This is a genomic window from Mycobacterium sp. E1386 (genome assembly GCF_001672745.1).
Lineage (GTDB): Bacteria > Actinomycetota > Actinomycetes > Mycobacteriales > Mycobacteriaceae > Mycobacterium.
This window is the reverse complement of record NZ_LZKH01000007.1, coordinates 1-25,631: the sequence shown is the minus strand read 5'-3', so window position 1 is coordinate 25,631 and position 25,631 is coordinate 1. Positions and strand designations below refer to the sequence as shown.

At 66.8% G+C, this 25,631-nt stretch carries 25 protein-coding genes and 1 pseudogene; 17 read left to right on the top strand and 9 right to left on the bottom strand.

Translation table 11 applies throughout. The annotated features are described in order from the left end of the window. Nucleotides 1-529, bottom strand: a pseudogene (locus A5709_RS00435) (ATP-dependent DNA ligase); the annotation flags it as partial. 119 nt (nucleotides 530-648) lie between these two features. On the opposite strand from A5709_RS00435, the gene A5709_RS00430 reads away from it, so the two are divergent. After that, a complete protein-coding gene (locus A5709_RS00430; protein WP_067945607.1) occupies nucleotides 649-1,407 on the top strand; it encodes an SDR family NAD(P)-dependent oxidoreductase in 759 nt (252 codons plus the stop codon). A gap of 108 nt (nucleotides 1,408-1,515) precedes the next feature. Beyond that, complete coding sequence (locus tag A5709_RS00425; RefSeq protein WP_067945609.1) at nucleotides 1,516-3,681, top strand: acyl-CoA dehydrogenase; 2,166 nt, start codon at nucleotides 1,516-1,518, stop codon at nucleotides 3,679-3,681. Nucleotides 3,682-3,691: 10 nt separating this feature from the next. On the opposite strand, the gene A5709_RS00420 is transcribed toward A5709_RS00425, so the two are convergent. Further along, on the bottom strand, nucleotides 3,692-4,027 hold the full coding sequence (locus A5709_RS00420) for a Zn-ribbon domain-containing OB-fold protein (protein WP_067945611.1): 336 nt from the start codon (nucleotides 4,025-4,027) through the stop codon (nucleotides 3,692-3,694). 59 nt (nucleotides 4,028-4,086) lie between these two features. Between A5709_RS00420 and A5709_RS00415 the strand changes: the two genes are divergently transcribed. The 4 genes from A5709_RS00415 (at nucleotide 4,087) to A5709_RS00400 (ending at nucleotide 8,910) form a co-directional block, all read left to right on the top strand. After that, entirely contained in the window at nucleotides 4,087-5,280 is a 1,194-nt protein-coding gene (locus A5709_RS00415; protein ID WP_068117173.1) for a thiolase family protein, read from the top strand. 33 nt (nucleotides 5,281-5,313) lie between these two features. Further along, entirely contained in the window at nucleotides 5,314-6,744 is a 1,431-nt protein-coding gene (locus A5709_RS00410; RefSeq protein ID WP_068012316.1) for a FadR/GntR family transcriptional regulator, read from the top strand. Nucleotides 6,745-6,840: 96 nt separating this feature from the next. After that, nucleotides 6,841-7,824: a sensor histidine kinase gene (locus A5709_RS00405; protein ID WP_068012318.1), complete on the top strand. Its 984-nt coding sequence runs from the start codon at nucleotides 6,841-6,843 to the stop codon at nucleotides 7,822-7,824. A 570-nt stretch (nucleotides 7,825-8,394) separates the two neighbouring features. After that, nucleotides 8,395-8,910, top strand: a complete 516-nt coding sequence (locus A5709_RS00400) for a homocitrate synthase (RefSeq protein ID WP_068117170.1) — start codon at nucleotides 8,395-8,397, stop codon at nucleotides 8,908-8,910. Between the two features lie 3 nt (nucleotides 8,911-8,913). Here A5709_RS00400 and A5709_RS00395 read toward each other — a convergent pair whose 3' ends face one another. Further along, nucleotides 8,914-10,392: a cytochrome P450 gene (locus A5709_RS00395; protein WP_068117168.1), complete on the bottom strand. Its 1,479-nt coding sequence runs from the start codon at nucleotides 10,390-10,392 to the stop codon at nucleotides 8,914-8,916. Nucleotides 10,393-10,506: 114 nt separating this feature from the next. On the opposite strand from A5709_RS00395, the gene A5709_RS00390 reads away from it, so the two are divergent. Together A5709_RS00390 and A5709_RS00385 are read left to right on the top strand one after the other, a co-directional pair. Next, entirely contained in the window at nucleotides 10,507-11,142 is a 636-nt protein-coding gene (locus A5709_RS00390) for a TetR/AcrR family transcriptional regulator (protein ID WP_067737255.1), read from the top strand. A gap of 27 nt (nucleotides 11,143-11,169) precedes the next feature. After that, nucleotides 11,170-12,093: an SDR family oxidoreductase gene (locus A5709_RS00385; RefSeq protein ID WP_068117163.1), complete on the top strand. Its 924-nt coding sequence runs from the start codon at nucleotides 11,170-11,172 to the stop codon at nucleotides 12,091-12,093. On the opposite strand, the gene A5709_RS00380 is transcribed toward A5709_RS00385, so the two are convergent. Together A5709_RS00380 and A5709_RS00375 are read right to left on the bottom strand one after the other, a co-directional pair. Next, on the bottom strand, nucleotides 12,028-13,062 hold the full coding sequence (locus A5709_RS00380; protein ID WP_068117161.1) for a DNA polymerase IV: 1,035 nt from the start codon (nucleotides 13,060-13,062) through the stop codon (nucleotides 12,028-12,030). The two genes, A5709_RS00385 and A5709_RS00380, sit on opposite strands and share 66 nt — an antisense overlap. Then, nucleotides 13,062-13,670: a TetR/AcrR family transcriptional regulator gene (locus tag A5709_RS00375; RefSeq protein WP_068117158.1), complete on the bottom strand. Its 609-nt coding sequence runs from the start codon at nucleotides 13,668-13,670 to the stop codon at nucleotides 13,062-13,064. Before A5709_RS00375 ends, A5709_RS00380 begins: the two co-directional genes overlap by 1 nt. A 91-nt stretch (nucleotides 13,671-13,761) precedes the next feature. On the opposite strand from A5709_RS00375, the gene A5709_RS00370 reads away from it, so the two are divergent. The 7 genes from A5709_RS00370 (at nucleotide 13,762) to A5709_RS00340 (ending at nucleotide 20,750) form a co-directional block, all read left to right on the top strand. Continuing rightward, nucleotides 13,762-14,316 carry an NAD(P)H-dependent oxidoreductase gene (locus A5709_RS00370; protein WP_068117157.1) on the top strand — a complete coding sequence of 185 codons (555 nt, stop codon included), beginning with the start codon at nucleotides 13,762-13,764 and terminating at the stop codon, nucleotides 14,314-14,316. 520 nt (nucleotides 14,317-14,836) lie between these two features. Next, complete coding sequence (gene nrdH / locus A5709_RS00365) at nucleotides 14,837-15,076, top strand: glutaredoxin-like protein NrdH (RefSeq protein ID WP_067945634.1); 240 nt, start codon at nucleotides 14,837-14,839, stop codon at nucleotides 15,074-15,076. 33 nt (nucleotides 15,077-15,109) lie between these two features. Then, complete coding sequence (gene nrdI, locus A5709_RS00360; protein ID WP_231986799.1) at nucleotides 15,110-15,616, top strand: class Ib ribonucleoside-diphosphate reductase assembly flavoprotein NrdI; 507 nt, start codon at nucleotides 15,110-15,112, stop codon at nucleotides 15,614-15,616. Further along, the gene (nrdE, locus tag A5709_RS00355; protein WP_067945636.1) at nucleotides 15,586-17,751 is read left to right on the top strand and encodes a class 1b ribonucleoside-diphosphate reductase subunit alpha; all 2,166 of its coding nucleotides are present in this window, start codon (nucleotides 15,586-15,588) and stop codon (nucleotides 17,749-17,751) included. Before nrdI ends, nrdE begins: the two co-directional genes overlap by 31 nt. A gap of 78 nt (nucleotides 17,752-17,829) precedes the next feature. Beyond that, nucleotides 17,830-18,564 (top strand): TetR/AcrR family transcriptional regulator, encoded by a 735-nt coding sequence (locus A5709_RS00350; protein WP_156673432.1) that lies wholly within the window; start codon nucleotides 17,830-17,832, stop codon nucleotides 18,562-18,564. A 98-nt stretch (nucleotides 18,565-18,662) separates the two neighbouring features. Further along, complete coding sequence (locus A5709_RS00345) at nucleotides 18,663-20,207, top strand: NAD(P)/FAD-dependent oxidoreductase (protein ID WP_067945638.1); 1,545 nt, start codon at nucleotides 18,663-18,665, stop codon at nucleotides 20,205-20,207. 84 nt (nucleotides 20,208-20,291) lie between these two features. Then, on the top strand, nucleotides 20,292-20,750 hold the full coding sequence (locus tag A5709_RS00340) for a universal stress protein (RefSeq protein ID WP_067945639.1): 459 nt from the start codon (nucleotides 20,292-20,294) through the stop codon (nucleotides 20,748-20,750). Between the two features lie 22 nt (nucleotides 20,751-20,772). Here A5709_RS00340 and A5709_RS00335 read toward each other — a convergent pair whose 3' ends face one another. Further along, nucleotides 20,773-21,705, bottom strand: coding sequence for an SDR family oxidoreductase (locus A5709_RS00335; RefSeq protein WP_231986797.1), 933 nt, complete (start codon nucleotides 21,703-21,705; stop codon nucleotides 20,773-20,775). 91 nt (nucleotides 21,706-21,796) lie between these two features. Here A5709_RS00335 and A5709_RS00330 point away from each other — a divergent pair, with 91 nt between their 5' ends. Next, a complete protein-coding gene (locus A5709_RS00330) occupies nucleotides 21,797-22,369 on the top strand; it encodes a TetR/AcrR family transcriptional regulator (protein WP_068117154.1) in 573 nt (190 codons plus the stop codon). A 1-nt stretch (nucleotide 22,370) separates the two neighbouring features. Here A5709_RS00330 and A5709_RS00325 read toward each other — a convergent pair whose 3' ends face one another. Both A5709_RS00325 and A5709_RS00320 read right to left on the bottom strand, forming a co-directional pair. After that, nucleotides 22,371-22,907, bottom strand: coding sequence for a TetR/AcrR family transcriptional regulator (locus tag A5709_RS00325; RefSeq protein WP_067945644.1), 537 nt, complete (start codon nucleotides 22,905-22,907; stop codon nucleotides 22,371-22,373). Beyond that, nucleotides 22,891-23,337: an SRPBCC family protein gene (locus A5709_RS00320; protein WP_068117151.1), complete on the bottom strand. Its 447-nt coding sequence runs from the start codon at nucleotides 23,335-23,337 to the stop codon at nucleotides 22,891-22,893. Before A5709_RS00320 ends, A5709_RS00325 begins: the two co-directional genes overlap by 17 nt. Nucleotides 23,338-23,549: 212 nt before the next feature. Between A5709_RS00320 and nrdF the strand changes: the two genes are divergently transcribed. Next, nucleotides 23,550-24,524 (top strand): class 1b ribonucleoside-diphosphate reductase subunit beta, encoded by a 975-nt coding sequence (gene nrdF, locus A5709_RS00315; RefSeq protein WP_197501105.1) that lies wholly within the window; start codon nucleotides 23,550-23,552, stop codon nucleotides 24,522-24,524. Nucleotides 24,525-25,138: 614 nt separating this feature from the next. Here the strand turns inward: nrdF and A5709_RS00310 are convergent. After that, nucleotides 25,139-25,631: restriction endonuclease (locus A5709_RS00310; protein WP_197520047.1), on the bottom strand; the 493-nt coding region annotated here is incomplete at its 5' end.

Genomic DNA, 25,631 nt, shown 5'->3' with positions numbered 1-25,631 from the left:
CGTCCAGCGCGCCGGTCCCGCCGCCCAGGGCGGCGGCCGCCACGGCCGGCAAGTCCCCGCCCAGCATCGCGGCGCGCTGTACCGACGCGGCGGGGATGTCGGCGGCCCTGGCCACCGCGTCCGCCATGATCCCCGCCAGCGCGCCCTGGCGCAGCTCCCCGCCCAGCAACCGCACCAGGAAGGCCTGCTCGATGTCGGTCGCGGCGGCCAACAGTCCCGCCACGAGTTCGGCGCGCCGCGCCTGCGACCCCTTGCCCGACACCGCCCCGATCTCCGAGAAGCCGGCGTCCACACCGGCGACGGTCAACGTCGGTTGCGACGCCGCCGCCGGCCGCGACCGCAAAGACGCCCAGCCGACCCCGATCTGGCGCTGCCGCAGCTCCCCCGACAGCCAGGAGACCACGGTCGCGACCCCGTCGGGGTCGGCCGCCGCGCGGCGCAACAGGCCGGCGATGTGGGCGACCTTGCTCAGCCGTGACGACGTGCCGCCCACGTCAAGTGAGGTCGTCGCGACGTCGAGAAGGAGCACGAAATCAGCTTGGCACGGCTCTCGGACAAGGCGGGGTCAACCCTGCCAGACGGACACGCTAGCGTGCCTACGTAACGTTACAGATCGCATGGATTCTGACAACCCAAAGGAGAGGCCGGATGGAGATCAACGGGAAGAAGGTCGTCGTCATCGGCGGCGCGTCGGGGATGGGTCGTGCGTCCGCGGAGTTGCTGGCCGAGCGCGGTGCGGACGTCGCGATCTTCGACCGTGAGGGTTCCGACGGGAAAGACGTGGCCGAGGCCATCGGGGGCGCGTTCTACCCGGTCGACGTCACCGACTTCAAGGGCACCGAGGAGACCCTGCAGACCGCCGTCGACAAGCTGGGCGGCCTGCACGTCATCATCACCACCGCCGGCGGCGGCATCGCCAAGCGGACGATGACGAAGTCCGGCCCGCACGACCTCGAATCCTTCCAGTCCGTGATCGACCTCAACCTCATCGCCACTTTCAACATCAGCCGGCTCGCGGCGGCGCACATGGCCAAGAATGAGCCCGAGGACGAAGAGCGCGGCGTGATCATCAACACCGCCTCGATCGCGGCCTTCGAAGGGCAGATCGGGCAGGTCGCCTACACCGCCGCCAAGGCCGGCATCGCCGGCATGTGCCTGACCATGGCCCGCGATCTCGGCTCGCTGGGCATCCGCGTGCTGGCGATCGCGCCCAGCCTGTTCGCCACGGGATTGACGCAGGGCATTCCGGACGAATTCGCCGCGGCACTCACCAAGGACGCGGCCTTCCCCAAGCGTCTCGGCCGGCCGATCGAGTACGCCAAGCTGGTGGCGGCCATCGTGGAGAACCCGATGCTCAACGGCCAGTGCCTGCGCCTGGATGCCGGGCAGCGGTTCGCGCCCAAGTAGCGACCCGCCCGGGCGGCCCTCCTCGCATTAAGTACACTCTTTAGGCAGCCGCCCCGCTTCCCCTCGAAGCGGGGCCGGCTACCCAGCCGGTAGCGAGGAGGGTCCCTCATGGGTATCGCACTGACCGACGACCACCGCGAACTCGCCGAGGTCGCGCGCGGGTTCCTGACCTCGCAGAAGGCCCGCTGGGCGGCGAGGTCCCTGCTCGACGCCGCCGAGGAATCCCGGCCGCCGTTCTGGCAGAACCTGGTCGAGCTGGGCTGGCTCGGCCTGCATGTCGACGAAGAACACGGCGGTTCCGGTTTCGGTCTGCCCGAACTGGTGGTGGTGGTCGAGGAACTCGGCCGCGCCGTCGCGCCCGGGCCGTTCGTGCCGACCGTCATCGCGTCGGCGGTGATCGCCAAAGACGGTAGCGCCGAACAGAAGTCGCGGCTGCTGCCCGGCCTGATCGACGGGACCGTCACCGCGGGCATCGGCCTGGACGGCCGGGTGGAACTCAAGAACGGGATCGCCGACGGTGACGCCGGAATCGTGCTCGGTGCCGGGCTGGCCGAGTTGCTGCTGATCAACGCTGGCGAGGACGTGCTGCTGCTGGAGCGCGATCGCGCCGGCGTGTCGGTCGACGTGCCGAACAACTTCGACCCGACCCGGCGCTCCGGACGGGTCCGCCTGGAGAACGTCAACGTCAGCGCCGACGACGTCCTGGTCGGCGCGCGGGCATCGGCGCTGGCCCGCGCACGGACCCTGCTGGCCGCCGAGGCGGTGGGTGGCGCGGCGGACTGTGTGGATGCCGCCGTGGACTATGCCAAGGTGCGGCAGCAGTTCGGGCGCACCATCGCGACTTTCCAAGCGGTCAAGCATCATTGCGCGAACATGCTGGTGGCATCCGAGTCGGGGGTCGCCGCGGTGTGGGATGCCTCGCGTGCGGCATCCGAGGACGAAAACCAGTTCCAGCTGGCCGCCGCGGTCGCTGCGACCCTGGCGTTCCCCGCCTACGCGCGCAATGCCGAGCTGAACATCCAGGTGCACGGCGGCATCGGTTTCACCTGGGAGCACGACGCGCACCTGCATCTGCGCCGCGCGCTGGTGATCGCGGCGCTGTTCGGCGGTGACGCGCCGGCCCGGGATGTCTTCGAGCGCACGGCCGCAGGCGCCAAGCGGGAGAACAGTTTGGACCTGCCGCCCGAGGCCGAGGAACTGCGCACCCGGATCCATGCCGACGCCGCCGAGATCGCCGCCCTCGACAAAGAGGCGCAACGCGACAAGCTGATCGAGACCGGCTACGTCATGCCGCATTGGCCCAAGCCCTGGGGCCGCGCCGCCGACGCGGTCGAGCAGCTGGTGATCGAGGAGGAGTTCCGCGCGGCCGGCGTCAAGCGGCCCGACTACTCCATCACCGGGTGGGTGATCCTGACCCTGATCCAGCACGGAACCGATTGGCAAATCGAGAGATTCGTGGAGAAGGCGCTGCGCCAAGAGGAGATCTGGTGCCAGTTGTTCTCCGAACCCGAGGCCGGCTCCGACGCCGCATCGGTGAAGACCCGCGCCACGCGGGTGGACGGCGGCTGGAAGATCAACGGGCAGAAGGTCTGGACCAGCGGGGCCCAGTATTGCGCGCGCGGCCTGGCCACCGTGCGCACCGACCCGGAAGCTCCCAAGCACGCCGGCATCACCACCGTCATCATCGACATGAAGGGCCCGGGCGTCGAGGTGCGGCCGTTGCGGCAGATCACCGGCGGCTCGGAATTCAACGAGGTGTTCTTCAACGACGTGTTCGTTCCCGACGAGGACGTCGTCGGTACGCCCAATTCGGGGTGGACGGTCGCCCGCGCGACGCTGGGCAACGAGCGAGTGAGCATCGGTGGCAGCGGATCGTTCTACGAGGGCCTGGCATCCACCCTGGTGCAGCTCGCTGCGCAGCAGTCAGATCGCTTGGCGGGCGCGCCGATTCGGATCGGGTCCTTCCTCGCCGACGATCACGCCCTGCGGCTGCTGAACCTGCGCCGCGCCGCGCGCAGCGTCGAGGGAGCCGGGCCCGGCCCGGAAGGCAACATCACCAAGCTGAAGCTGGCCGAGCACATGGTGGACGGGGCCGCGATCTGGGCGGCGCTGGCGGGCCCGGAGGTCGCACTGATGGACGGGCCCGGTGCGGTGGTGGGCCGGCTGGCGATGGGAGCGCGAGGCATGGCGATCGCCGGCGGCACCTCGGAGGTCACCCGCAATCAGATCGCCGAGCGGATCCTCGGCATGCCGCGCGACCCGCTGATCAACTAAGCCGCCCGGGTCAGGCGGGTGCGAACAACGGCGCCCCGCCGCTGCCCTTTTCCGGCCGGATCGCGACGGTCATGCCGCACCTGACCGAATCGGGTTCGCAGTCAACAATGTTGGCGGCCACCCGCAGGCCCTCTTGTTCGGCGAGCTCGACGATGGCGATCACGTACGGGACGGGAATCTCCGGGTTATACGGGTGGTGGTTGACCGTATAGGTGAACACCGTGCCGCGGCCGGAAACCGGCCGCGCTACCAGTTGGCCGCCGCAAGTGCGGCATTCGCCGGCCGCGGGATGCACCCACCGCGCGCAGGGGTCGCAATATTCGATGAGCAGCGGCTCGTCCGGCACGACGAATACAGTACACTCAATTGATTCGATGCGGGGCTGTGGGCTGACGGGCGGTGTGCATGACGCATTTCGAGAAGGACGCGATTCTCTCCGGCATCGGCATCTCGCGGATCGGTCGCCGCAGTGGCATCCCGGGTCTGGACCTGACCATGGAATCGGTGCGGGCCGCCATCGAGGATGCCGGGCTGGTTCCGTCCGACGTCGACGGCATCGCGACCCTTGGCGACACCCCCGCCGAGGAGGTCAACGCTGGGCTGCGGATCGAGGCGGCGGATTGCGGATCCGGCTTCGGCACCGGCGGCTTGCTCAGCCCGGTGATGTCGGCGTGCCGCGCAGTCGCCGAGCGTCGCGCCCGCCACGTGGTGGTGTACCGGACCATCCAAATGCTCGGGGGCACCGTCCCCGTCAAACCACAGGAGAACGCGCCCGCGCCCCCGCTCGCGCGGATGTTCGAGGCGCCGGAGGGTGCCGAACGGCCGGCCGTCGGCGCGATGGACGACGTCAACGATCTGGTCGCGGCCAACGCCTACTCCGCCGCGAACTGGCTGGCGCTCAATTGCCGGCGTCACATGGAGTTGTACGGGACGACCAAACAACAGCTGGGCTGGGTGGCGCTCAACGGCAGGCGCAACGCCGCGCTGAATCCGCGCGCCGTTTATCGCGATCCGATGACCATGGCCGACTACCTCAGCGCGCGGCCGGTATCCACCCCGTTCGGGCTGCTGGACTGCGACGTGCCGATCGACGGCTCCATCGCGGTGGTGGTCTCGCACGCCGAGTACGCGCGGGATTGCCCGCACCGCGCGGTGGCGGTGGAGGCGATCGGCGGGTCCGACGGCGCCGGCGGCTGGTTCCACCGCGACGACTACCCGAAGATGGCGATGTCTGATGCGGCGGCGCAGATGTGGTCGCGGACCGAGCTGAAGCCGTCCGACCTCAAGGTCGCCGAACTCTATGACGGATTCACCTATCTGACCCTGGCCTGGCTGGAAGCGCTGGGAATCTGCGGCGACGGCGAGGCCGGGCCCTATGTCGAAGGCGGCGCCCGCATCGCCCGCGACGGTGAACTTCCCCTGAACACCTACGGTGGCCAGCTCTCGGCCGGGCGCATGCACGGCTACTGGGCGCTGCACGAGGGCTGCCTGCAGTTGCGTGGCGAGGCGGGGGAGCGGCAGGTGTGGCGGCGTCCGGACGTCGGCGTCGTTTCCGTCGGAGGCGGCCCAGTCGCCGGCTGCATGTTGCTCACATGCTGAAAAGGTTTGCGCCAAAACGCCATTGGGCCTGACATGAGCACTGGTCTCGGGAACAAGCTGGCGTCCAAGGTCGCGCGGGACCTCGAGGCCGAGATCGTCCGCCGCGGCTGGGCCACCGGCGAATCGCTGGGCTCCGAACACGCTCTGCAAGAGCGCTTCGGGGTGAGCCGCTCGGTGCTGCGCGAGGCCGTCCGGCTCGTCGAGCACCACCAGGTGGCCCGGATGCGCCGCGGGCCGGGCGGCGGGCTGATCATCTGTGAGCCCGATGCCGGCCCCGCCACCCGCGCCGTCGTCATCTATCTCGAATACCTCGGAACGACGCTCGGCGACCTCCTCAATGCACGCCTGGTGCTCGAACCGTTGGCGGCCTCGCTGGCCGCCGAGCGGATCGACGAAACGGGCATAGCCCGGCTGCGGGCCGTATTGCGGGGCGAGGAACAGTGGAAGCCCGGGTTGCCGACACCTCGGGACGAGTTCCACATCGCCCTGGCGGAGCAATCGAAAAACCCTGTGCTGCAACTATTCATCGACGTGCTGATGCGGCTCACCACCCGCTACGCCCTGCGGTCGCGGACGGACACGGCCAGCGAGGCCGTCGAGGCGGTCGACCGGATGCACGTCGACCACTCCGAGATCGTCGCCGCCGTTACGTCCGGCGACTCGGCGCGGGCCAAGACGCTCAGTGAACGACACGTCGAGGCCGTGACCGCCTGGCTGCAGCACCATCACCCCGGCAATGCGAGCAGGCGACGCAAGCCGCGGCCGCTGAACATCGAGGTGCCCCGCGGCAAGCTGGCGGAGATGCTGGCGGCCACGATCGGCGACGACATTGCGGCCAGCGGTTGGAAGGTCGGGTCGGTCTTCGGCACCGAGACGGCCCTCCTGGAGCGCTACAGGGTGAGCCGCGCGGTGTTCCGTGAAGCGGTGCGGCTGCTCGAATACCACTCGATCGCGCACATGCGCCGCGGGCCCGGCGGTGGCCTCGTCATCGCCACACCCCAGGCGCAGGCGAGCATTGACACCATCGCGCTGTACCTCCAATATCGCGACCCCAGCCGCGAGGACTTGCGTTGCGTCCGGGATGCCATCGAGATCGACAACGTCGCCAAGGTGGTGAAGCGGCGCGGCGAATCCGAGGTGGCCGCCTTCCTGTCCGCCCACCGGTGCGAGGTCGACGAAACGCCGGGTGACATCGCCGACGCCGCCGTCGAGGAGTTCCGATTCCACGTGGGGCTGGCCCAACTGGCGGGCAACTCGCTGCTCGACTTGTTCCTGCGCATCATCGTCGAGTTGTTCCGGCGGCACTGGTCGACCACCGGGCAGGAGCCGCCGACCTGGGCGGACGTCCTGGCGGTCCACCACGCCCACCTGCGGATCGTGGACGCCATCGAGGCGGGTGACGAGAGCCTGGCCCGATATCGCGTGCGGCGTCATCTGGACGCCGCCGCGTCCTGGTGGCTGTAGTTCGCAGATGTGATCTGCAGCGCGGTATAGCGAAGGCCCGTCGGGGGTACTGGGGAGGGAGGAAGTGACGGCCGGTCCAGCAGGGGGTTGGCGTTAGTGATCGAGAGCGAGAGTGCTGGAGTGACGGCGGGCACCGACATTGGACAACTCGGCTTCGTCCATTCGGCACTCATCTACCAATCCCAGCGGGAGTACCTGGAATTCGTGACGCGCTTCGTCAACGAAGGGCTGGCGACCGGTGAGGCGGTGATGGTCGCCGTGCCTTCGGACAAGTTGGCGCTACTCCATGACGCGCTGGGCGAGTCTTCGGCCGATGTGCAGATGGTCGACGTCACTGAGGTCGCCCGCAATCCGAGCCGGCTGATGGCGATGGAGGGGGCTTTCGTCGACGATCACCCCGACCGGCGGGTGCGGATCGTCAGTCAGATCGCCTGGCCCGGCCGCACCGAAGAGGAGCTGGTGGCCTGCGTGGAGCACGAGGCACTGGTCAACGGGGCGATGGACGGCTACCAGGTGACCGGTTTGTGCCTCTACGACGGGAGCCGGCTCGGCGACGACGTGCTGGCGGACGCCCGAGCGACACACCCGCTGCTCTGGAGGGGCGACGCGCTGCAACGCAGCGCGGACTACGCGCCCGACGACGCCCTGCAGCGCTGCAACCGACCGCTGCCCGGCAATCCGGGGGCCGTCACCTACGTGGTCAAAAAGTCATCGGACCTCAGCCCCGCGCGTTCGTTCGCCACGAATTACGCCGGGTGGATCGGGTTGTCCCAAGACGGGATCGAGGACCTGCAATTGGTGGCCACCGAGCTGGCCAGCAACAGCCTGATGTACACCGAGGGCGCGTGCCAGCTCGCCTTCTGGCGCGACGACGACTACCTGGTGTGCGAGGCGCGAGACACCGGGTGCTTCGAGGATCCGCTGGTCGGGCGAATGGATCCGGGGCCGTGCGGCCCCGCCAGCCGCGGTCTGTACCTGGTCAATGCCATCTCGGACCTGGTCCGCACCCACACCACCGCCAGCGGCACGACGATTCAGGCGTATTTGCGGGTCGATCCGTCGGCTGGGCCTAGGGGGTAACCGAAGCAACCCCCGGGAACCGCCCCCCACATCGCGGTCCCGAGGGTCGCTCGTTACAAACGGTTAGACGCAGATACCAAGCGCGCTAACTACGCAACCTCCGCCGGCGGCCCCGCCGCCGACAAGTCCCCCGCTTCCGGCCGCCGATGAAGCGCATCCTGTCGGTAGGAGCGACATCGCGGCCAACCCGACGGCCGCGGTGGCGACTTTGAGGGTCTTCTTGGTGTCTTTCGCCATCATGATGAGCCTTCTTTCATCACATTCCGAGGGGGAGTAATTGCACATCCGTTCAACGAACGGATGCCCCGACCCCATACCCGGTGCTGGGCGTGAGTAAACCTAAATTCTTCACTAATTTCGAGACGGGTTGACGCGTTATGCCGCTCGGCAGAAACTTGCACGTCAGGGCCGTATACGGCTAATGTCTTCGCTCGTGCGTCTTCACGATCGCGCCTTCAAGAAGGCCGTAGTAGCTAGCACCCGCAGCGGGGTCTGACCTAGACCGACCCCCCGCTGTGGGTCGGAAGCTACTGCAGTCGGTCGCTCCTTTCGACCGAAGAAGACCGGCACATGACCCTTCTTGAGACCCTGCCCGAGCGGCTCAACCCGTCCAGTGACCAAGCCGGCCAGTGCGCCGCGACGGCGTGGTTCGCCCAGCAGTTCGGCGCGCCGTTACCCCGCGGTCTGCGGGAAAAGGCCGACGCGATGTCCTGGGAGCGTTTCGTCGCGACCTACGGTCACTCGGCCGGCCCGATTCGCCTCGGAAATTGGGCGTGCACGGACACCCACCGACGGCGGGGGCCGCAGGCCCGCCACTTCCGGGCCACGATCGCGGTCGGCGACCGCATCGAGACGTCAACCGCCGCGGCCGGTGGCCCGATCGCGGCGCTCAGCGCGATGCTGCACGAGCGCGGAATCCCGGTGGAGATCCTGAAGTTCCATCAGCTGCGATCGGGCGGGGACATCGCCACCTTCATCTGCGGCAGCAACGGCGCCCGCGAGGAGTGGGCGATGGGCTGGGCCGGCGACCCGACGCAGTCGGCACTGCGCGCGGTGATCACTTGCGCCAACCGATTGCTCGCCTGAGGCCTACAGCGGGCGCAGCACGATCGGCATGCCGTCCATCGGTATCGGCATGCCGCCGTAGTCCAAGTGCGGCTGGTAGCCCGGCCGGGCCAGCTCCAGCCGGTAGCGGCGCAGCAGCCGGTGGACGACGGTCTTGACCTCCAGCTGACCGAACACCATGCCGATGCACTTGTGCGCGCCGCCGCCGAACGGCGCGAAGGCGTAGCGGTGCTTCTTGTGCTCGGAGCGGGGCTCGGCGAAGCGCTCGGGATCGAATTTGTCTGGGTCGGTCCACAATTCGGGCAACCGGTGGTTCATGCCGGGCCAGATGGTGATGTTGGTCCCGGCCGGAATGTAGTGGCCGAGTAGCTCGGTGTCGCGAACGGCCTGCCGCATGTTGAACGGCAGCGGCGTCACCATGCGCAGCGACTCGTTCATGATCAGTTCGAGGGTCTCCAGCTTCTCCAGCGCCTCGATGTCCAGCGGGCCGTCGCCGAGCCGCGCCGACTCCTCCCGGGCCCGCTCCTGCCACTCGGGGTTCGCGGCCATGTTGTACACCATGGTGGTGGTCGTCGACGTCGATGTGTCGTGGGCGGCCATCATCAAGAAGATCATGTGGTTGACGATGTCTTCGTCGGTGAAGCTGTTGCCGTCGTCGTCCTCGGTGTGGCACAGCACCGTGAGCATGTCATTGCCGGTGGCGTTGCGGCGTTCCTTGACCCGCTCGATGAAGTAATCCTCGAGGAGCTTGCGGGCCCGCAGCCCGCGCCACCACTTGAACGGCGGAACGGGCTGCCGGACGATCGCGCCGCCCGCGCGCGTCGTGATCGTGAACGCCTGGTTGACCTTGGTCACCAGGTCGTGGTCCGTGCCCGGCTCGTGCCCCATGAACACCAAGGACGCGATATCCAGGGTGAGTTCCTTCATCGCCGGGTGGAACAGGAAGCGCGCGTCGTTGGTGGGCCAGTTGGCGACGATGTCGCTGGCCACCCGGTCGATGTGCTCGACGTAGCCCGTCAACCGGGTGCGGGTGAAGGCCTCTTGCATGATGCGCCGGTGGTACATGTGCTCGTCGAAGTCCAGCATCATCAGGCCGCGGTTGAAGAACGGCCCGATCACCGGGTGCCAGCCCTTCTGCGAGAAGTCCTTGTTCTTGTTCGAGAACACGGCCTGGGTGGCGTCCGGTCCCAGCGCGGTGACCGCCGGCATGATGGGCGAGTCGAGGAAGTGCAGGGGGCCGCGGGTGCGATACAGATGCAGCGCGTAGTCCGGCCCGCCCCGGAACATCTCGATGATGTGCCCGAGGATCGGGAGGCCGGCGTCGCCGAGCACCGGCTTGAGGCCGCTGCCGGCGGGCGGTTCGGCCAGGACCTTGGTTTCCCAGTCGTGGTTGAGCAGACGCTTTTCGATCGCACCCATCCCCGGGATGGTGTTCAGCGTCGGAGTGAACCGGCGCCGCGCCTGGTCCAGCAGGTAATGCGGGGTGCTGATCGTGGCGGTCATAGACGCTCCTTTGCGTTCCCTCCGAGGTGACAGCCGTCACTGTCTTATAACCTTCGGAAAAAACTTGACGGCTGTCAAGTTTGCTTTTTGACCGGCGTGGTGCAAGGTCAGGGAATGAGCAGCCACGCCGCCACTCCGGAGCCGGGCGGGCAACGGCGCGGCGACAAGCAGCGCCAGGCGATCCTGCAGGCGGTGCGGGAACTGCTGCAGGAGAAGCCATTCGCGGAGCTGTCGGTCAGCACCATCAGCCTCCGGGCCGGGGTGGCCCGGTCGGGCTTCTATTTCTACTTCGACTCCAAGTACGCCGTACTCGCCCAGCTGATGGCCGAGGCCGCCGAGGAGCTCGAAGAGCTCACGCAGGATTTCGCCCCTCGCCAGCCGGGCGAGTCGCCCGAGCAGTTCGCCGAGCGCATGGTCGGCAGCGCGGCCGCCGTCTATGCGCACAACGACCCGGTGATGACCGCCTGCAACGAGGCCCGCAACACGGACGTCGAGATCCGCAACTTGATGGATCAACAGTTCGAGGTGGTCCTGGGTCAGATCGTCGCGATCGTCGAGGCTGAGATGAAGGCCGGGACCGCCAGCCCGATCAGCGACGACCTGCCGACACTGATTCGCACCCTGGCCGGTACCACCGCGTTGATGCTGACCGGCGATCCCATCCTGGCCGGCCGTGACAGCGATCGCGACCGCCGCGTGCGCGTGCTGGAGCGGTTATGGCTGCACGCGCTGTGGGGCGGGCGTCCGTAGGGCGTTACCGCCGGTATCGTCACGGCAATGGGGCAGCAGGGGTATTACGCAGGCAAGCGGTGTCTGGTCACCGGCGCGGCCAGCGGCATCGGCCGTGCCACCGCGCTGCGGCTGGCCGCGCAAGGCGCCGAACTCTATCTGACCGACCGTGACCGGGAAGGCCTCGAGCTCACCGTGGCCGACGCCCGCGCGCTGGGCGCTCAGGTACCCGCACAGCGGGCCCTCGACATCGCCGACTACGACCAGGTGGCGGCGTTCGCCGCCGACATCCATCGCGACCATCCGAGCATGGACGTCGTGCTCAATATCGCCGGCGTGTCCGCCTGGGGCACCGTCGACCGGTTGACGCACGACCAGTGGAGCAAGATGATCGCGATCAACCTGATGGGTCCGATCCACGTCATCGAATCGTTCGTGCCGCCGATGGTGGCCGCGCGCAACGGCGGGCACCTGGTCAACGTTTCGTCGGCGGCCGGGTTGGTCGCGCTCCCGTGGCATGCCGCCTACAGCGCCAGCAAGTACGGCCTGCGTGGGCTGTCGGAGGTACTGCGCTTCGACCTGGCCCGCCACCGGATCGGGGTGTCGGTCGTGGTGCCGGGCGCGGTGAACACCCCGCTGGTGCAAACCGTCGAGATCGCCGGGGTGGACCGCGACGACCCCAAGGTCGCGCGCTGGGTGAACCGCTTCAGCGGCCACGCCGTCTCGCCGGAGAAGGCGGCCGAGAAGATCCTGGCCGGGGTGGCCAAGAACCGCTACCTGATCTACACGTCGCCGGACATCCGGGCGCTGTACGCCTTCAAGCGGCTGGCCTGGTGGCCCTACAGCGTGGCGATGCGTCAGGTCAATGTCATCTTCACCCGCGCTCTGCGGCCGGCCCCGGCGCCGCTAGTCCGGCATGGCCAGTTCGAGGCGCACTCCGAGCAGCCGGACCGGACGGTCGAGCTCGAATAGGTCCAGGACGCGCAGCGCCGCGGCGACGATGGTGTCGCGATCGGTGGTGGGCGCCTCCAGCTTGCGGATTTTGGTGCGGGTGTAGAACGTCGCGGTGCGCACGGTAACCGCCACCCGCGTCACGATCCGGCCCGACGCCAGCACGTCCGTCAACGCCTGTTCGGCCAGTTGTGTTATGGCCGAATCCATTTCGACGCGATCGGTGAGGTCGCGCGGGAAGGTGACGACGTGGCTGCGCGAGCGTGGAATCCACGGCTCGGCGCTGACTTGCGCGTCACCGCCGCCCTTGGCGAGCAGCAGCAGCCACAGGCCGGTGCGCGGGCCGAACACCGACGTCAGCAACTCGGCATCACTGTGCGCGAGCTGCCACACCGTCGTGATCCCCAGTGTGGCAAGCTTTTTCGCCGTCTTGGGGCCAACGCCCCACAGTGCGTCGACCGGGCGGTCCGCCATCAGGGTCATCCAGTTCGCGTCGGTGAGCGTGAAGATGCCCGCGGGTTTTGCGAACCCGGTCGCGATCTTGGCCCGCTGCTTGTTGTCGCTGATTCCGATCGAACAGGACAGCCCGGTTGCCGACGAGATGGCCGTGCGAATCTCTTCGGCCACGGCGGCCGGATCGGCCGCCGCGACGCCGACATACGCCTCGTCCCAACCCCACACTTCGACCGGGTGTCCCAAATCGCGCAACAGCCCCATCACCTGTTCGGATGCCGCGTCGTACGCGGCGGCATCCGAGGGCAGAAACGTCGCATCGGGGCAGCGGCGCGCGGCGGCCCGCAACGGCATGCCGGCGTGCACGCCGAACTCGCGGGCCTCGTAGGAGGCGCAGGTGACGACCTTGCGGGGTTCGGACGGGTCGCCGTTGCCGCCGACGATGACCGGCAGCCCGGTCAGTTCGGGGTGGCGGCGCAATTCCACCGACGCCAGAAACTGATCGAGGTCGACGTGCAGGACCCAGGCCGGGCCCATCAGCGGCCGCAGAGCTTGCGCGCCACGGTTTCCCAGGCATCGCCCAGGGTCTGGAGGGTATGGCCGCGGTCGTTGAGCTGATGCTCGACGTAGTTCACGTTGAGCAGAGCGAGCAGGGCATCGGCCTGGGCGTCGAGATCGCCGGTGGTATGAGCCGCCCGGAGCAACACCCGGACGTGGGTGTGGTGCACCAGGACGGGCGCGCTGTAGCGGGTCTGCGGATCGCGGTGGGCTTCCGAGAGCAGTTCGTGATGGGCATGGGCGAAGCAAATCCGCTCCCGGCCGAACGCCACCAGTCGATCGATCGGCGGGGCGTCGGGTCCCAGCGGGGGCGGGCCGAATAGGAAAGCTTGCTGGCTGGCTCGCTCGTCCTCGTCGAGCAGCACCATCATCAACCCGGCACGGCTGCCGAAGCGCCGGAACACCGTACCTTTGCCGACGCCGGCGGCGGCGGCGATGTCGTCCATGGTGATCGCGTCGGCGCCGCGCTCGGCGATCAGGTTTCGGGCGGCCTGGAGTAGGAGTGCCCGGTTGCGCGCCGCGTCGCCCCGCTCCTGGTGCAGCACCTCCGGGGCCCACACGGGCAACGAGTCCAGCCGCTCGCTCATGACTGCACTGTAGCGTCGGCGGAATAAACCGGACCATAGTCCGGTTGGGGCAGGCGAGGATGGAGACCAACAACTGAAGGGAACTGCAACAGTGGCAACCAAAATCTTGGCGTTGGTGGGGAGCCTGCGCGCGGCCTCAGTGAACCGACAGATCGCGGAGCTCGCGGCCGCCGTCGCGCCGGGCGACGTCACCGTCACGATCTTCGAAGGGCTCGGGGAGTTGCCGTTCTACAACGAGGAGATCGACGACGCGATGACTTCCGATGCCCCGCCGTTGGCTCCGGTGACCGCACTGCGCACCGCGGCGGCCGAGGCCGACGCCGCCCTGGTGGTGACCCCGGAATACAACGGCAGCATCCCGGCCGTCATCAAGAACGCGATCGACTGGCTGTCCCGCCCGTTCGGCGACGGCGCGCTCAAGGGCAAGCCGCTGGCGGTCATCGGGGGGTCCTTCGGCCAGTACGGCGGGGTCTGGGCGCACGACGAAACCCGCAAGTCGTTCGGAATTGCCGGTGCCCGCGTGGTCGAGTCGATCAAGCTCTCGGTGCCGTTCAAAACGTTGGAGGGCAAGGCCCCAGCGGAGCACGCCGAGCTCTCGGGGAACGTACGCGATGTCGTCGGGAAGCTGGTCGCAGAAGTCGACTGATTGGCGGAAGTCAACAAGCCGGTCGCGGGGCGACCAGCGAGGTTATTGTCGCCGGATAGCAGAAGCCGCCAGCCCGGGGGCTGGCGGCTTTGCTGGCGGCGGGCCGGGATGGGTGACCGGGCCAGCGCTGACGGGGAGTTGTCGGTGGCCGGTGATATACCCGTTCGCATGAATGGTTTCGACGAAGAATGTGACCTGCGACACGCCGGGCGCGTGTCGTCCAGAAGGCTTTCGACCAGCGAATTTCAGAAATGTTATTCCGAACATCTTGTATCTCGACATCTTGTCAGCCACTAGGTGTAGTGTTTCGAGCACCGGCAGATCCCAGGTTCACCAGCCCGACCGGGGCCTGGTTCACCACCCGAAATCGGCTCGATAGGTCATTCGACCCCGACGGCCGCAGGACGGGAATCGGAGGACTTGACGGGCCGCTGTAACACAGCGAGGACAGAGTTCGTCGCAGTACCCGAGTAGTTGCCAGACCGTAACAAGTCCCACCTTCCGCAAAGGAGCGGCTTCTATGACCATCACCGTGTACACCAAGCCGGCATGCGTGCAGTGCAGCGCCACGTTCAAGGCCCTGGACAAGCAGGGCATCGGCTACGAGAAGGTCGACATCACGCTGGACAATGAGGCGCGCGACTACGTGATGGCGCTGGGTTACCTGCAGGCACCCGTGGTGGTGGCCGGAAACGACCACTGGTCGGGCTTCCGGCCGGACCGCATCAAGGCCATCGCGGAATCGGCGCTCAGCGCGTAGACGGACGTTAGGTAAGAAGGAGGTTGCGGTGCCATGGATAGCACGCAGCGCAACCTAGGCTTTAGTGGCGACCCGCTTCGCCCGGCTCCGCCGCGCTCGCGATCGCCACTGGTCTATTTCTCCTCGGTGTCGGAGAACACCCACCGCTTCGTAGAGAAGCTGGGTGTTCCCGCCACGCGGATACCGCTGCACGGCCGCATCGAGGTCGACGAGCCGTACGTGCTGATACTGCCCACGTACGGCGGCGGACGGGCCACCCCGGACCTCAACGCCGGTGGCTACGTCCCCAAGCAGGTCATCGCATTCCTGAACGACGAGCACAACCGGTCGTTGATCCGCGGCGTCATCGCCGCGGGCAACAACAACTTCGGCGCCGAGTTTGCCTATGCGGGCAACGTGATCTCACGCAAATGCGACGTTCCCTACCTTTACCGCTTCGAACTGATGGGGACCCCGGACGACGTGGAAGCCGTCCGCGCGGGTCTTGCCGACTTCTGGAAGGAACAGACGTGCCACCAACCGTCACTGCAGAGCCTGTAACGTCCGGCGCGCACACGTTGCCCGGTGAGACGGACTATCACGCGCTCAACGCGATGCTGAACCTGTACGACGCCGACGGCAGGATTCAGTTCGACAAGGACGTGCTGGCGGCTCGCGAGTACTTCCTGCAGCACGTCAACCAGAACACGGTCTTCTTCCACAATCAGGACGAGAAGCTCGACTACCTGATTCGCGAAAACTATTACGAGCGCGAGGTTCTCGACCAGTACTCGCGCAACTTCGTCAAGGAGCTGCTGGACCGCGCCTACGCCAAGAAGTTCCGGTTCCCGACGTTCCTCGGCGCGTTCAAGTACTACACCTCTTACACGCTGAAGACCTTCGACGGTAAGCGCTACCTGGAGCGCTTCGAGGACCGCGTCGTCATGGTCTCGCTCACCCTTGCGGCCGGTGACACCGCCCTGGCCGAGAAGCTGGTGGACGAGATCATCGACGGCCGGTTCCAGCCGGCCACCCCGACGTTCCTGAACTCGGGCAAGAAGCAGCGCGGCGAGCCGGTGAGCTGCTTCCTGCTGCGCATCGAGGACAACATGGAGTCGATCGGGCGATCGATCAACTCCGCGCTGCAGCTGTCCAAGCGCGGCGGCGGGGTTGCGTTGCTGCTGACCAACATTCGTGAGCACGGCGCGCCGATCAAGAACATCGAGAACCAGTCCTCGGGTGTCATCCCGATCATGAAGCTGCTCGAGGACTCGTTCTCCTACGCCAACCAGCTGGGCGCGCGCCAAGGGGCCGGCGCGGTGTACCTGCACGCGCATCACCCCGACATCTACCGCTTCCTGGACACCAAGCGCGAGAACGCCGACGAGAAGATCCGGATCAAGACGCTGAGCCTGGGCGTGGTGATTCCCGACATCACCTTCGAGCTGGCCAAGAAGAACGAGGACATGTACCTGTTCTCGCCGTACGACGTCGAGCGGGTCTACGGGGTGCCGTTCGCCGACATCTCGGTGACCGAGAAGTACTACGAGATGGTCGACGACGCGCGCATCCGCAAGACGAAGATCAAGGCGCGGGAGTTCTTCCAGACGCTGGCCGAGTTGCAGTTCGAGTCGGGCTACCCCTACATCATGTTCGAGGACACGGTGAACCGGGCCAATCCGATTGAGGGCAAGATCACGCACTCGAACCTGTGCTCGGAGATCCTGCAGGTGTCCACCCCGTCGGAGTTCAACGACGACCTGTCGTATTCCAAAGTGGGCAAGGACATTTCGTGCAACCTCGGGTCGCTGAACATCGCCAAGGCGATGGACTCGCCCGACTTCGCGCAGACGATCGAGGTGGCGATCCGCGCGCTGACCGCGGTGAGCGACCAGACGCACATCACGTCGGTGCCCTCGATCGAGCAGGGCAACAACGAATCCCACGCGATCGGGCTGGGACAGATGAACCTGCACGGCTACCTCGCCCGGGAGCGTATCTTCTACGGCTCCGAGGAAGGCATCGACTTCACCAACATCTACTTCTATACGGTGCTCTACCACGCGCTGCGGGCGTCGAACCGCATCGCCATCGAACGCGGCACGGCGTTCGGCGGTTTCGAGCGCTCGAAGTACAAGTCGGGGGAGTTCTTCGACAAGTACACCGAGCAGGTGTGGGAGCCGCAGACGGAGAAGGTGCGTCAGCTCTTCGCCGACGCGGACATCCGGATCCCGACCCAGGACGACTGGAAGCGGCTGAAGGAGTCGGTGCAGGAGTACGGCATCTACAACCAGAACCTGCAGGCCGTCCCGCCGACCGGGTCGATCTCCTACATCAACCACTCCACCAGCTCGATCCACCCGATCGCCAGCAAGGTCGAGATCCGCAAAGAAGGCAAGATCGGCCGCGTCTACTACCCGGCGCCCTACATGACCAACGACAACCTGGAGTACTTCCAGGACGCCTACGAGATCGGGTACGAGAAGGTCATCGACACCTACGCCGCGGCCACCCAGCACGTGGACCAGGGGTTGAGCCTGACGCTGTTCTTCAAGGACACCGCCACCACCCGCGACGTGAACAAGGCGCAGATCTACGCCTGGCGCAAGGGCATCAAGACGCTCTACTACATCCGGCTGCGGCAGATGGCTTTGGAGGGCACCGAGGTCGAGGGCTGCGTGTCCTGCATGCTCTGACCGCCGCGGCCGGCGCCCGGCGCGCAGTCTGCCCAGGTCAGCGGCTCACCGCGGCCCCAGAGGGGTATGGTGCTTGACGTGGTGAGAATTCCGCGACCACCCCACCCCAGCGTCAAGCCGCCTGGGGCCAAGGTCGACGCGCGCAGCGAGCGGTGGCGCGAACACCGCAAGAAGGTGCGCGGCGAGATCGTGGATGCGGCGTTTCGCGCCATCGACCGCCTAGGGCCCGAGCTGAGCGTGCGGGAGATCGCCGAGGAGGCCGGCACCGCCAAGCCGAAGATCTACCGGCATTTCCACGACAAGTCCGATCTGTTCCAGGCCATCGGGGAACGGCTGCGCGACATGCTCTGGGCGGCGATCTTCCCGGCCGTCGACCTGAAGACCGACTCGGCGCGCGAAGTGATCCGGCGCGCCGTCGACGAGTACGTCGGCCTCGTCGACCAGCACCCCAACGTACTGCGCGTCTTCATCCAGGGTCGCTCGGCGGCCAGCCCCCAGATCCTCAACGAGGGCCGGGGGATCACGTTGGCAATGGCCGACCTGTTCGACAACGAGCTGCGTGAGATGGAACTCGACCATGCCGCGTTCGAGCTGGCCGCACACGCGGCCTTCGGGTCGGCCGCGTCGGCCACCGAGTGGTGGCTGGGGCCGGACCCGCAAAGCCCGCGCCGCATGCCGCACGACCAGTTCGTCGCCCACCTGACGACAATCATGGTGGGGGTCATCGTCGGCACGGCCGAGGTGCTCGGCATCACGCTGGACCCCGACCAGCCGGTTCACAGCGTGGTGCCCAGCAATCCCGCGGCGAGCTGAGGACCTTTGGCACGTTGACATCGTTCCGGCGATCGTCAACACTCGTGCCATTCGATACCCTGGGTACTGGGTATTTCTAACAGAAAGATCGATCCACCGTGACCGACGTTGTGACACACGCCGAACCGACATCCGCACACCAGCCCGTGCACGCGCGCGCCATCATCATCGGGACCGGGTTCTCCGGCCTGGGCATGGCGATCAAGCTGCAGCAGCAGGGCGTGGACTTCGTCATCCTGGAGAAGTTCAACGATGTCGGCGGCACCTGGCGCGACAACAGCTACCCCGGCTGCGCCTGCGACATCCCGTCGCACCTGTATTCGTTCTCATTCGAGCCCAAGCCCGACTGGAAGAACCCCTTCTCCTATCAGCCCGAGATCTGGGACTACCTCAAGGGCGTCACCGAGAAATATGGCCTGCGTCGCTACATCGAGTTCAACTCGCACGTCGACCGGGCCCACTGGGACGACGACGAGCAGCGCTGGCACGTCTTCACCGAAGACGGCCGCGAATTCGTCGGGCAATTCCTGATCTCCGGCGCGGGCGCGCTGCACATCCCGTCCCTGCCCGACATCGAGGGTCGTGACGAATTCCACGGTCCCGCTTTCCATTCCGCGGAATGGGACCACAGCGTCGATCTGACCGGCAAGCGGGTGGCGATGGTCGGAACCGGCGCCAGCGCGATCCAGATCGTGCCGGAGATCGTCGGGCAGGTCGCCGAACTTCAGCTCTACCAACGCACTCCGCCGTGGGTGGTGCCGCGCTCCAACCCCGAGATCCCCGTGGCGCTGCGCCGGGCCATGGCGAACGTCCCGGGCCTGCGGGCGCTGACGCGTCTCGCGATCTACTGGGGGCAGGAGGCGCTGGCCATCGGGATGACCAAGCGCCCCAACGCGCTGAAGTTCATCGAAGCCTACGTGAAATACAACATCCGCCGGTCGGTCAAGGATCGCGAACTGCGTCGTAAGCTGACCCCGCACTATCGCATCGGCTGCAAGCGAATCCTCAACTCCTCCACCTATTACCGTGCGGTCGCGGACCCGAAGACCGAACTGATCACCGACCACATCGCGCGGATCACGCCCAACGGGATCGTCACCGCCGACGGCAAAGAGCGCGGAGTCGACGTGATCGTCTACGGCACCGGATTCCACGTCACCGACTCCTACACCTACGTCCAGATCAAGGGCCACAACGGTGAGGACCTGGTGGACCGGTGGAACCGGGAGGGCATCGCCGCCCACCACGGCATCACCGTCGCCGACATGCCCAACCTGTTCTTCCTGCTGGGACCGAACACCGGCCTGGGGCACAACTCCGTGGTGTTCATGATCGAGTCCCAGATTCGCTATGTCGCCAGCGCGATCAAGACCTGCGACAAGCTGGACGTGCAGGCGCTGGCGCCGACGCGCGCCGCGCAGGACGCCTTCAACGACCAGTTGCAGCGCAGGCTGGGGCATTCGGTGTGGAACAGCGGTGGTTGCGCCAGCTGGTATCTCGACGAGCACGGCAAGAACACGGTGCTGTGGGGCGGCTACACCTGGGAGTACTGGCGGGACACCCGGAAGATCAAGCCGGAGGAGTACGAGTTCTTCGGCAACGGCTCACGCTCTAGGCGCTCGGCGGCGGCCGCGCAGGGCTGAGCCGCGGTTGTGGCGCGACCGGCTGGGACTAATCGCCAATTTTGTCTTCATTCGCGATGTGAGAGCTCCTAGACTCGATAGGACATGTGCGCCTATCAGGTCGTCGTGGTCGGCACCGATGGCTCGGACTCCTCGCTCCGAGCGGTGGAGCGTGCCGCCGCGACGGCGGCGGATCACGGCGCGACATTGATCGTCGCTACGGCGCATCTCCCAGTCCGCGAGGAGCGCGGCCGCTATGCCATCCCGCCGGGCAGCGACCACGGCCAGGACTACCGGACGCTGGGCCAGGCCCCCTTCTATGCGATCCTGCAGAACGCCAGGGAGCGGGCGCACCAGGCCGGGGCCAAGAACGTGGAGGAGAGGGCGATCGTGGGTCCCCCCATCAACGCGCTGGTGCAGCTCGCCGAGGAAGTCAATGCCGACCTGCTGGTCGTCGGCAACGTGGGGCTCAGCAGTGTCGCGGGGCGGCTGCTGGGATCAGTCCCATCCGAAGTCTCCCGCAGGGCCAAGACCGACGTTCTGATCGTCCACACGTCCGGCTGATGGGCGAACCCGCGGCCGCCGCCTAGGCGTCGGCCGAAGCGGTTGGGGCGCTGTGCCATTCGCTTGACTCCGAGCCTTTTGCGAAGGACCGAAGGTTTATGCGCACAATGAAATCCAGGACCCGGTCGGAGACGAGCCGGCTGATGCGCACCAGGATCGCGGCGTCGCGTCCGATGGTGTAGCGGGTGCGTGGGCGAGATGCGGTCGCGGCCTTGACGATCACTTTTGCGGCGTGTTCGGCCGAGACGCCGTCCCTGCCGAACGATCGGGCCTGGGCCGTGACGGCTGCTGCGAGCGCGTCGTAGCGCGCGAGCTGGGCAGGGGTCGTGTTTGTCATCAGTGCCTCCGCGGTGGCGATTCCCCGCTCGGCCATTTCGGTTTTGACCGCGCCGGGTTCGACGACGACGACCTTGATCCCGAGATCGCCGACCTCCCGGCGCAGGGCGTCGCTGACCGCCTCTAGCGCGAACTTCGAACCGGCATATGCCCCATAGGTCGGCAAGACGACCTTCCCGCCGACGGAACTTATGTTCACGACAGTGCCTTTGCTGCTTAACAGGGCCGGCAGCAGCGCCTGGGTCATCGCGATGTGTCCGAACAGGTTGACCTCAAACTGCTTGCGCCACTGAGCCATCGGCAGCGTCTCCACCGGCGCGTTGATCGCGATTCCGGCGTTGTTGATCAGCGCGCGAAGGGGACGACGCAGAGAGTCATTCGCAACGCGCTCGGCGATTGCGGCCACGTCCGACTCGACGGTGATGTCCAGGATGTGCGGCTCGATGCGCTCGGCCCGCAGCGCGTCGGCGTCGACATCGCGGCGTACACCGGCGAGTACGTGAAAACCATTGCGGGCCAATGACCTTGCGGTAGCGGCGCCCATGCCAGTCGAGGCGCCGGTCACGACGATCAGCTGATGACGGTCGGTGGAATGCGGGGAAGTCATGACGGTCTCCATTCGGCATCCGAGCCTTTGAGTTGACGTTGTCAACTGAAGCTATCTGGTTGGGTTGACGGTGTCAACTGAAAATCCGGCTTATGCTCGGCGGGTGGCGACACGAGCGGAGACGGCCGCGGCAACACGCCGCTCGTTGCTCGAGGCCGCCGGGGCATTGCTCGACCTCGGCGGCGTCGAAGCCGTCACGCTGCGCGAGGTCGGCGCTCGGGCCGGGGTTTCCCGCTCGGCGGCGTATCGCCACTTCGCCGATAAGGAATCGCTGCTCGCAGTACTGGCCACCAACGCATTGAGCGAATTGGGCGACTTGCTACAGGCTTTGGTCGATAGCGACGATCCGCCCGAAGAGTCCTTGCGCTCAGGTCTGCTTGCGCTGATCGAGCTGGGCCGCATGCGACCGCACTTGTACCGGCTGATGTTCACCCCGCCGCCGGGGGATCCGACCGAAGCGATGCGGGTGGCCGAACGGGCGCAGGATCTGTTTCTCGACATCGTTGGTCGTATCACGGGTCCTGAGCAGGCGCGGCGCTATGGGGCGCTGCTGTTGACCAGTGCCCACGGGATCACGGGTTTGGACTTGAGCGGCCACATGGATTTAGACAAGTGGCACACCAACGCCGAAGAGCTTGTAGACACACTGATCTCGGTGTTACCGAGATCCAAATAGTTCAGCCGCTCAGCAGGTCGGCGAAAGCCTGTGCGGCGGCGTGGACGCCGGCGTCGTCGTTGGTGGCGACCAGATCCAGCAGCAGGCCGCGGATGACGGCCAGCCCGAGGCGGGCCAGCGCGGGGTCCGAATCGACGTCCAGCGCCCCGATCTCGGCGAGCCACCCATCGACCGCACCGGGAACCATTCGGGCGAAAGGCTTTTCGCCCTGGGCGGCGCGGGCGTAGCACTCGAAGAAGAGGCGTTCGGCCTGGCGCAGCTCGGGACGGCGGACGTCGGCCCACATGGCGGCGAAACCCTCAGCCGGTGTCGTTGGCAGGGTGGCCAGCACGCCCATCTGGCGGTGCTCCACCTCCTCGACGACGGCCAGCAACAAATCCTCTCGAGACCCGAAGTGATGCAACAGCATTCGATGGCTGGTGCCCACCGCGGCGGCAACGTCGCGCAGCGATCGGTCGCCGACGCCGCCCGCCGCGAACTCGGTGACGAGCGCGTCGAGGAGCTGCCGGCGCCTTTCGGAGTCAGGAGTGCGCGCCATCGGCACGGCTGAGTTGCTCAGACCGGGCCTTGAGTCCTTGCGCCTCGAGTTCCAAAAATCGCTTGGTCTTGTTGAGCATCAGCCGTCCGACCAGCGCTCCGAGCGGACCGCGCTGATCCAGTTGCTGGCGCACCAGAGTGCGGCCGCCCGGTTGCGGGATCACGTCGTGCCGAGCGCTCACCCGCACGCCCGGGGAGCGTTGCACCCAGGTCCAGGACGAGCCCGGGTCGATCTCGGTGACCTTCCAGACCAGCTTCGACATGCCGGGCTGCTTGATGGTGAACCGCTTGCCGACCGCGAGCGCGGGGCCGTCCCGTCCCACCAGCGACGTCACCGACGCGGTCCACTCGGGCCAGCGCTCCACCTCGCTGAAGACATTCCACACCAGCTGCGGCGACGCATCGATCTCGACACTGTCTTCGGTAAACATGTACCAAATGGTACATCGGGTGGGCGCTGCTGGGTAGGGGGCCGAAGAGCCGCGGCGGCCGCGCAATACTGGGAGGTAGCGCAATTGAATGCGGGGGTGGGTCCGCGACACGCAAACACAAGTTCTTGTGTTCCGCTCCGTTGTCGTACCCCAGGGGTAGTGTTTGGAGCCTGACGTCCCTCAGGCAAAACGGCGGGTGAAGTGGGGTTCTGGTGACCGAAAACATGAAGCTGATTGACCGCGTTTCGGCGATCAACTGGAACCGGCTGCAGGACGAGAAGGACGCCGAGGTCTGGGACCGGCTGACCGGAAACTTCTGGCTGCCCGAGAAGGTGCCGGTGTCCAACGACCTCCCGTCCTGGGCGACGCTGACCGCCGGGGAGAAACAGCTGACGATGCGGGTGTTCACCGGGCTGACCCTGCTGGACACGATCCAGGGCACGGTCGGCGCGGTCAGCCTCATCCCGGACGCGCTGACGCCGCACGAGGAAGCCGTCTACACCAACATCGCGTTCATGGAGTCGGTGCATGCGCGCAGCTACAGCAACATCTTCTCCACCCTGTGCTCGACCGCCGAGATCGACGACGCCTTCCGCTGGTCGGAGGAGAACCCCAACCTGCAGCGCAAGGCCGAGATCGTCATGCAGTACTACAAGGGCGACGAGCCGCTGAAGCGCAAGGTGGCCTCCACGCTGCTGGAAAGCTTCCTCTTCTACTCCGGCTTCTACCTGCCGATGTACTGGTCGAGCCGGGCCAAGCTGACCAACACCGCCGACATGATCCGGCTGATCATCCGCGACGAGGCCGTGCACGGGTATTACATCGGCTACAAGTACCAGCGTGGGCTGGCGCTGGTCGACGAGGCCAAGCGCGCCGAGCTCAAGGACTACACCTACGAGCTGCTGTTCGAGCTCTACGACAACGAGGTGGAATACACCCAGGACCTCTACGACGAGGTCGGGCTGACCGAGGACGTCAAGAAGTTCCTGCGCTACAACGCCAACAAGGCGCTGATGAACCTCGGTTACGAGGCGCTGTTCCCGCGGGACGAGACCGACGTCAACCCGGCGATCCTGTCGGCGCTATCCCCCAACGCCGACGAGAACCACGACTTCTTCTCCGGCTCGGGCTCGTCGTACGTGATCGGCAAGGCCGTCGTCACCGAGGACGAGGACTGGGACTTCTAAATCCGGCGCTCCTTCGGCTTTAGCCAGGCGGGGGCGGCACGACGGGTCGGCACGTGTTGGCCCCCGGGTCCCACCAGTTGCCGGCACCGCAATCGGGAGGCGGCGGCGACCCTACCGGTTGGCAGGCGTTGGCTCCCGGGTTCCACCAGTTGCCGGGACCGCAATCTGGCGGTGGGGTCCCCAGCGGTTGGCAGGCGTTGGCTCCCGGGTTCCACCAGTTGCCGGGGCCGCAATCTGGCGGTGGGGTCCCTAGAGGTTGGCAGGCGTTGGCTCCTGGGTTCCACCAGTTGCCGGGGCCGCAATCCGGGGGTTGAGCCGAGCTCATCCCCGGAGACACCGCTGTCACGTACGTCATGGGCGCTAGAGCCATCATGACGACGCCCGCCGCGCGGCGAACAAGCATGCTCATGTAAGGACCTCCCATCAGGAAACCTGCAGGATCTAGAGATTGACCTTGACCTCGGGTCTTAAACAGTCGAATCGCTTTGGGCGCCGCCTGGCGACCTGCGCCTACGGGCTTCAGGCAAAGGCTCGTCGCCTGAACGTGCTCTTCGATTGAGAATCGGGCCGGCCGCACACGTCGGGGGGGGAGGGACTGGGGCCGGCCCGATCGTCTATTCAGACACCGGCTGGGCCGATTTTCTTCCCGCAGGATTCTTCGCGCCCCACGCGGGCGGCGGCACCCACGCCTGCAATACTTTGCGGCCGATCAACTGGCAGCCGTGGGTATGCGCCAATTGCTTTGCAGCCCTTGTGAATTCCTGATTGCTTACCACGATGCTCCTGGCGCAGCCATGGTGGCGGGCGCCGGAGACGACCTGCTGGACGGCGGCGACGCCCACCGCTTTGCCGTAGCGCTTGCACTGGACCGCCACCGAGTGGCCGTCCTTTTCCGCGATCAGGTCGACGCCGTAGTCGCCGACCGGCGGCGTGAACGTCACCCGCCAGCCCGCGCGGCGCAGGCGGGCGGCCACATAGCCCTCGAACTCGACCCCATCCATCGCGTCGACCGCCGCGAATCTGGCCCGCCCGCCGCGCGGCCACTGACGGTTGGTTGACCAGCCGACCAGCACCTCGAGCAGCAGCATCACATAGAACGCCACCAGC

What these genes read in the sequence shown, in the direction of transcription:
- A5709_RS00385 (WP_068117163.1), top strand. Translation starts at nt 11,170, where the DNA reads ATGGGGCAGCAGGGGTATTACGCAGGCAAGCGGTGTCTGGTCACCGGC.
- A5709_RS00410 (WP_068012316.1), top strand. Translation starts at nt 5,314, where the DNA reads ATGAGCACTGGTCTCGGGAACAAGCTGGCGTCCAAGGTCGCGCGGGAC.
- nrdI (WP_231986799.1), top strand. Translation starts at nt 15,110, where the DNA reads ATGGATAGCACGCAGCGCAACCTAGGCTTTAGTGGCGACCCGCTTCGC.
- A5709_RS00395 (WP_068117168.1), bottom strand. Translation starts at nt 10,392, where the DNA reads ATGACCGCCACGATCAGCACCCCGCATTACCTGCTGGACCAGGCGCGG.
- A5709_RS00425 (WP_067945609.1), top strand. Translation starts at nt 1,516, where the DNA reads ATGGGTATCGCACTGACCGACGACCACCGCGAACTCGCCGAGGTCGCG.
- A5709_RS00320 (WP_068117151.1), bottom strand. Translation starts at nt 23,337, where the DNA reads ATGTTTACCGAAGACAGTGTCGAGATCGATGCGTCGCCGCAGCTGGTG.
- A5709_RS00430 (WP_067945607.1), top strand. Translation starts at nt 649, where the DNA reads ATGGAGATCAACGGGAAGAAGGTCGTCGTCATCGGCGGCGCGTCGGGG.
- A5709_RS00415 (WP_068117173.1), top strand. Translation starts at nt 4,087, where the DNA reads ATGACGCATTTCGAGAAGGACGCGATTCTCTCCGGCATCGGCATCTCG.
- A5709_RS00380 (WP_068117161.1), bottom strand. Translation starts at nt 13,062, where the DNA reads ATGGGCCCGGCCTGGGTCCTGCACGTCGACCTCGATCAGTTTCTGGCG.
- A5709_RS00375 (WP_068117158.1), bottom strand. Translation starts at nt 13,670, where the DNA reads ATGAGCGAGCGGCTGGACTCGTTGCCCGTGTGGGCCCCGGAGGTGCTG.
- nrdH (WP_067945634.1), top strand. Translation starts at nt 14,837, where the DNA reads ATGACCATCACCGTGTACACCAAGCCGGCATGCGTGCAGTGCAGCGCC.
- A5709_RS00325 (WP_067945644.1), bottom strand. Translation starts at nt 22,907, where the DNA reads ATGGCGCGCACTCCTGACTCCGAAAGGCGCCGGCAGCTCCTCGACGCG.
- A5709_RS00335 (WP_231986797.1), bottom strand. Translation starts at nt 21,705, where the DNA reads ATGGAGACCGTCATGACTTCCCCGCATTCCACCGACCGTCATCAGCTG.
- A5709_RS00390 (WP_067737255.1), top strand. Translation starts at nt 10,507, where the DNA reads ATGAGCAGCCACGCCGCCACTCCGGAGCCGGGCGGGCAACGGCGCGGC.
- A5709_RS00340 (WP_067945639.1), top strand. Translation starts at nt 20,292, where the DNA reads ATGTGCGCCTATCAGGTCGTCGTGGTCGGCACCGATGGCTCGGACTCC.
- A5709_RS00400 (WP_068117170.1), top strand. Translation starts at nt 8,395, where the DNA reads ATGACCCTTCTTGAGACCCTGCCCGAGCGGCTCAACCCGTCCAGTGAC.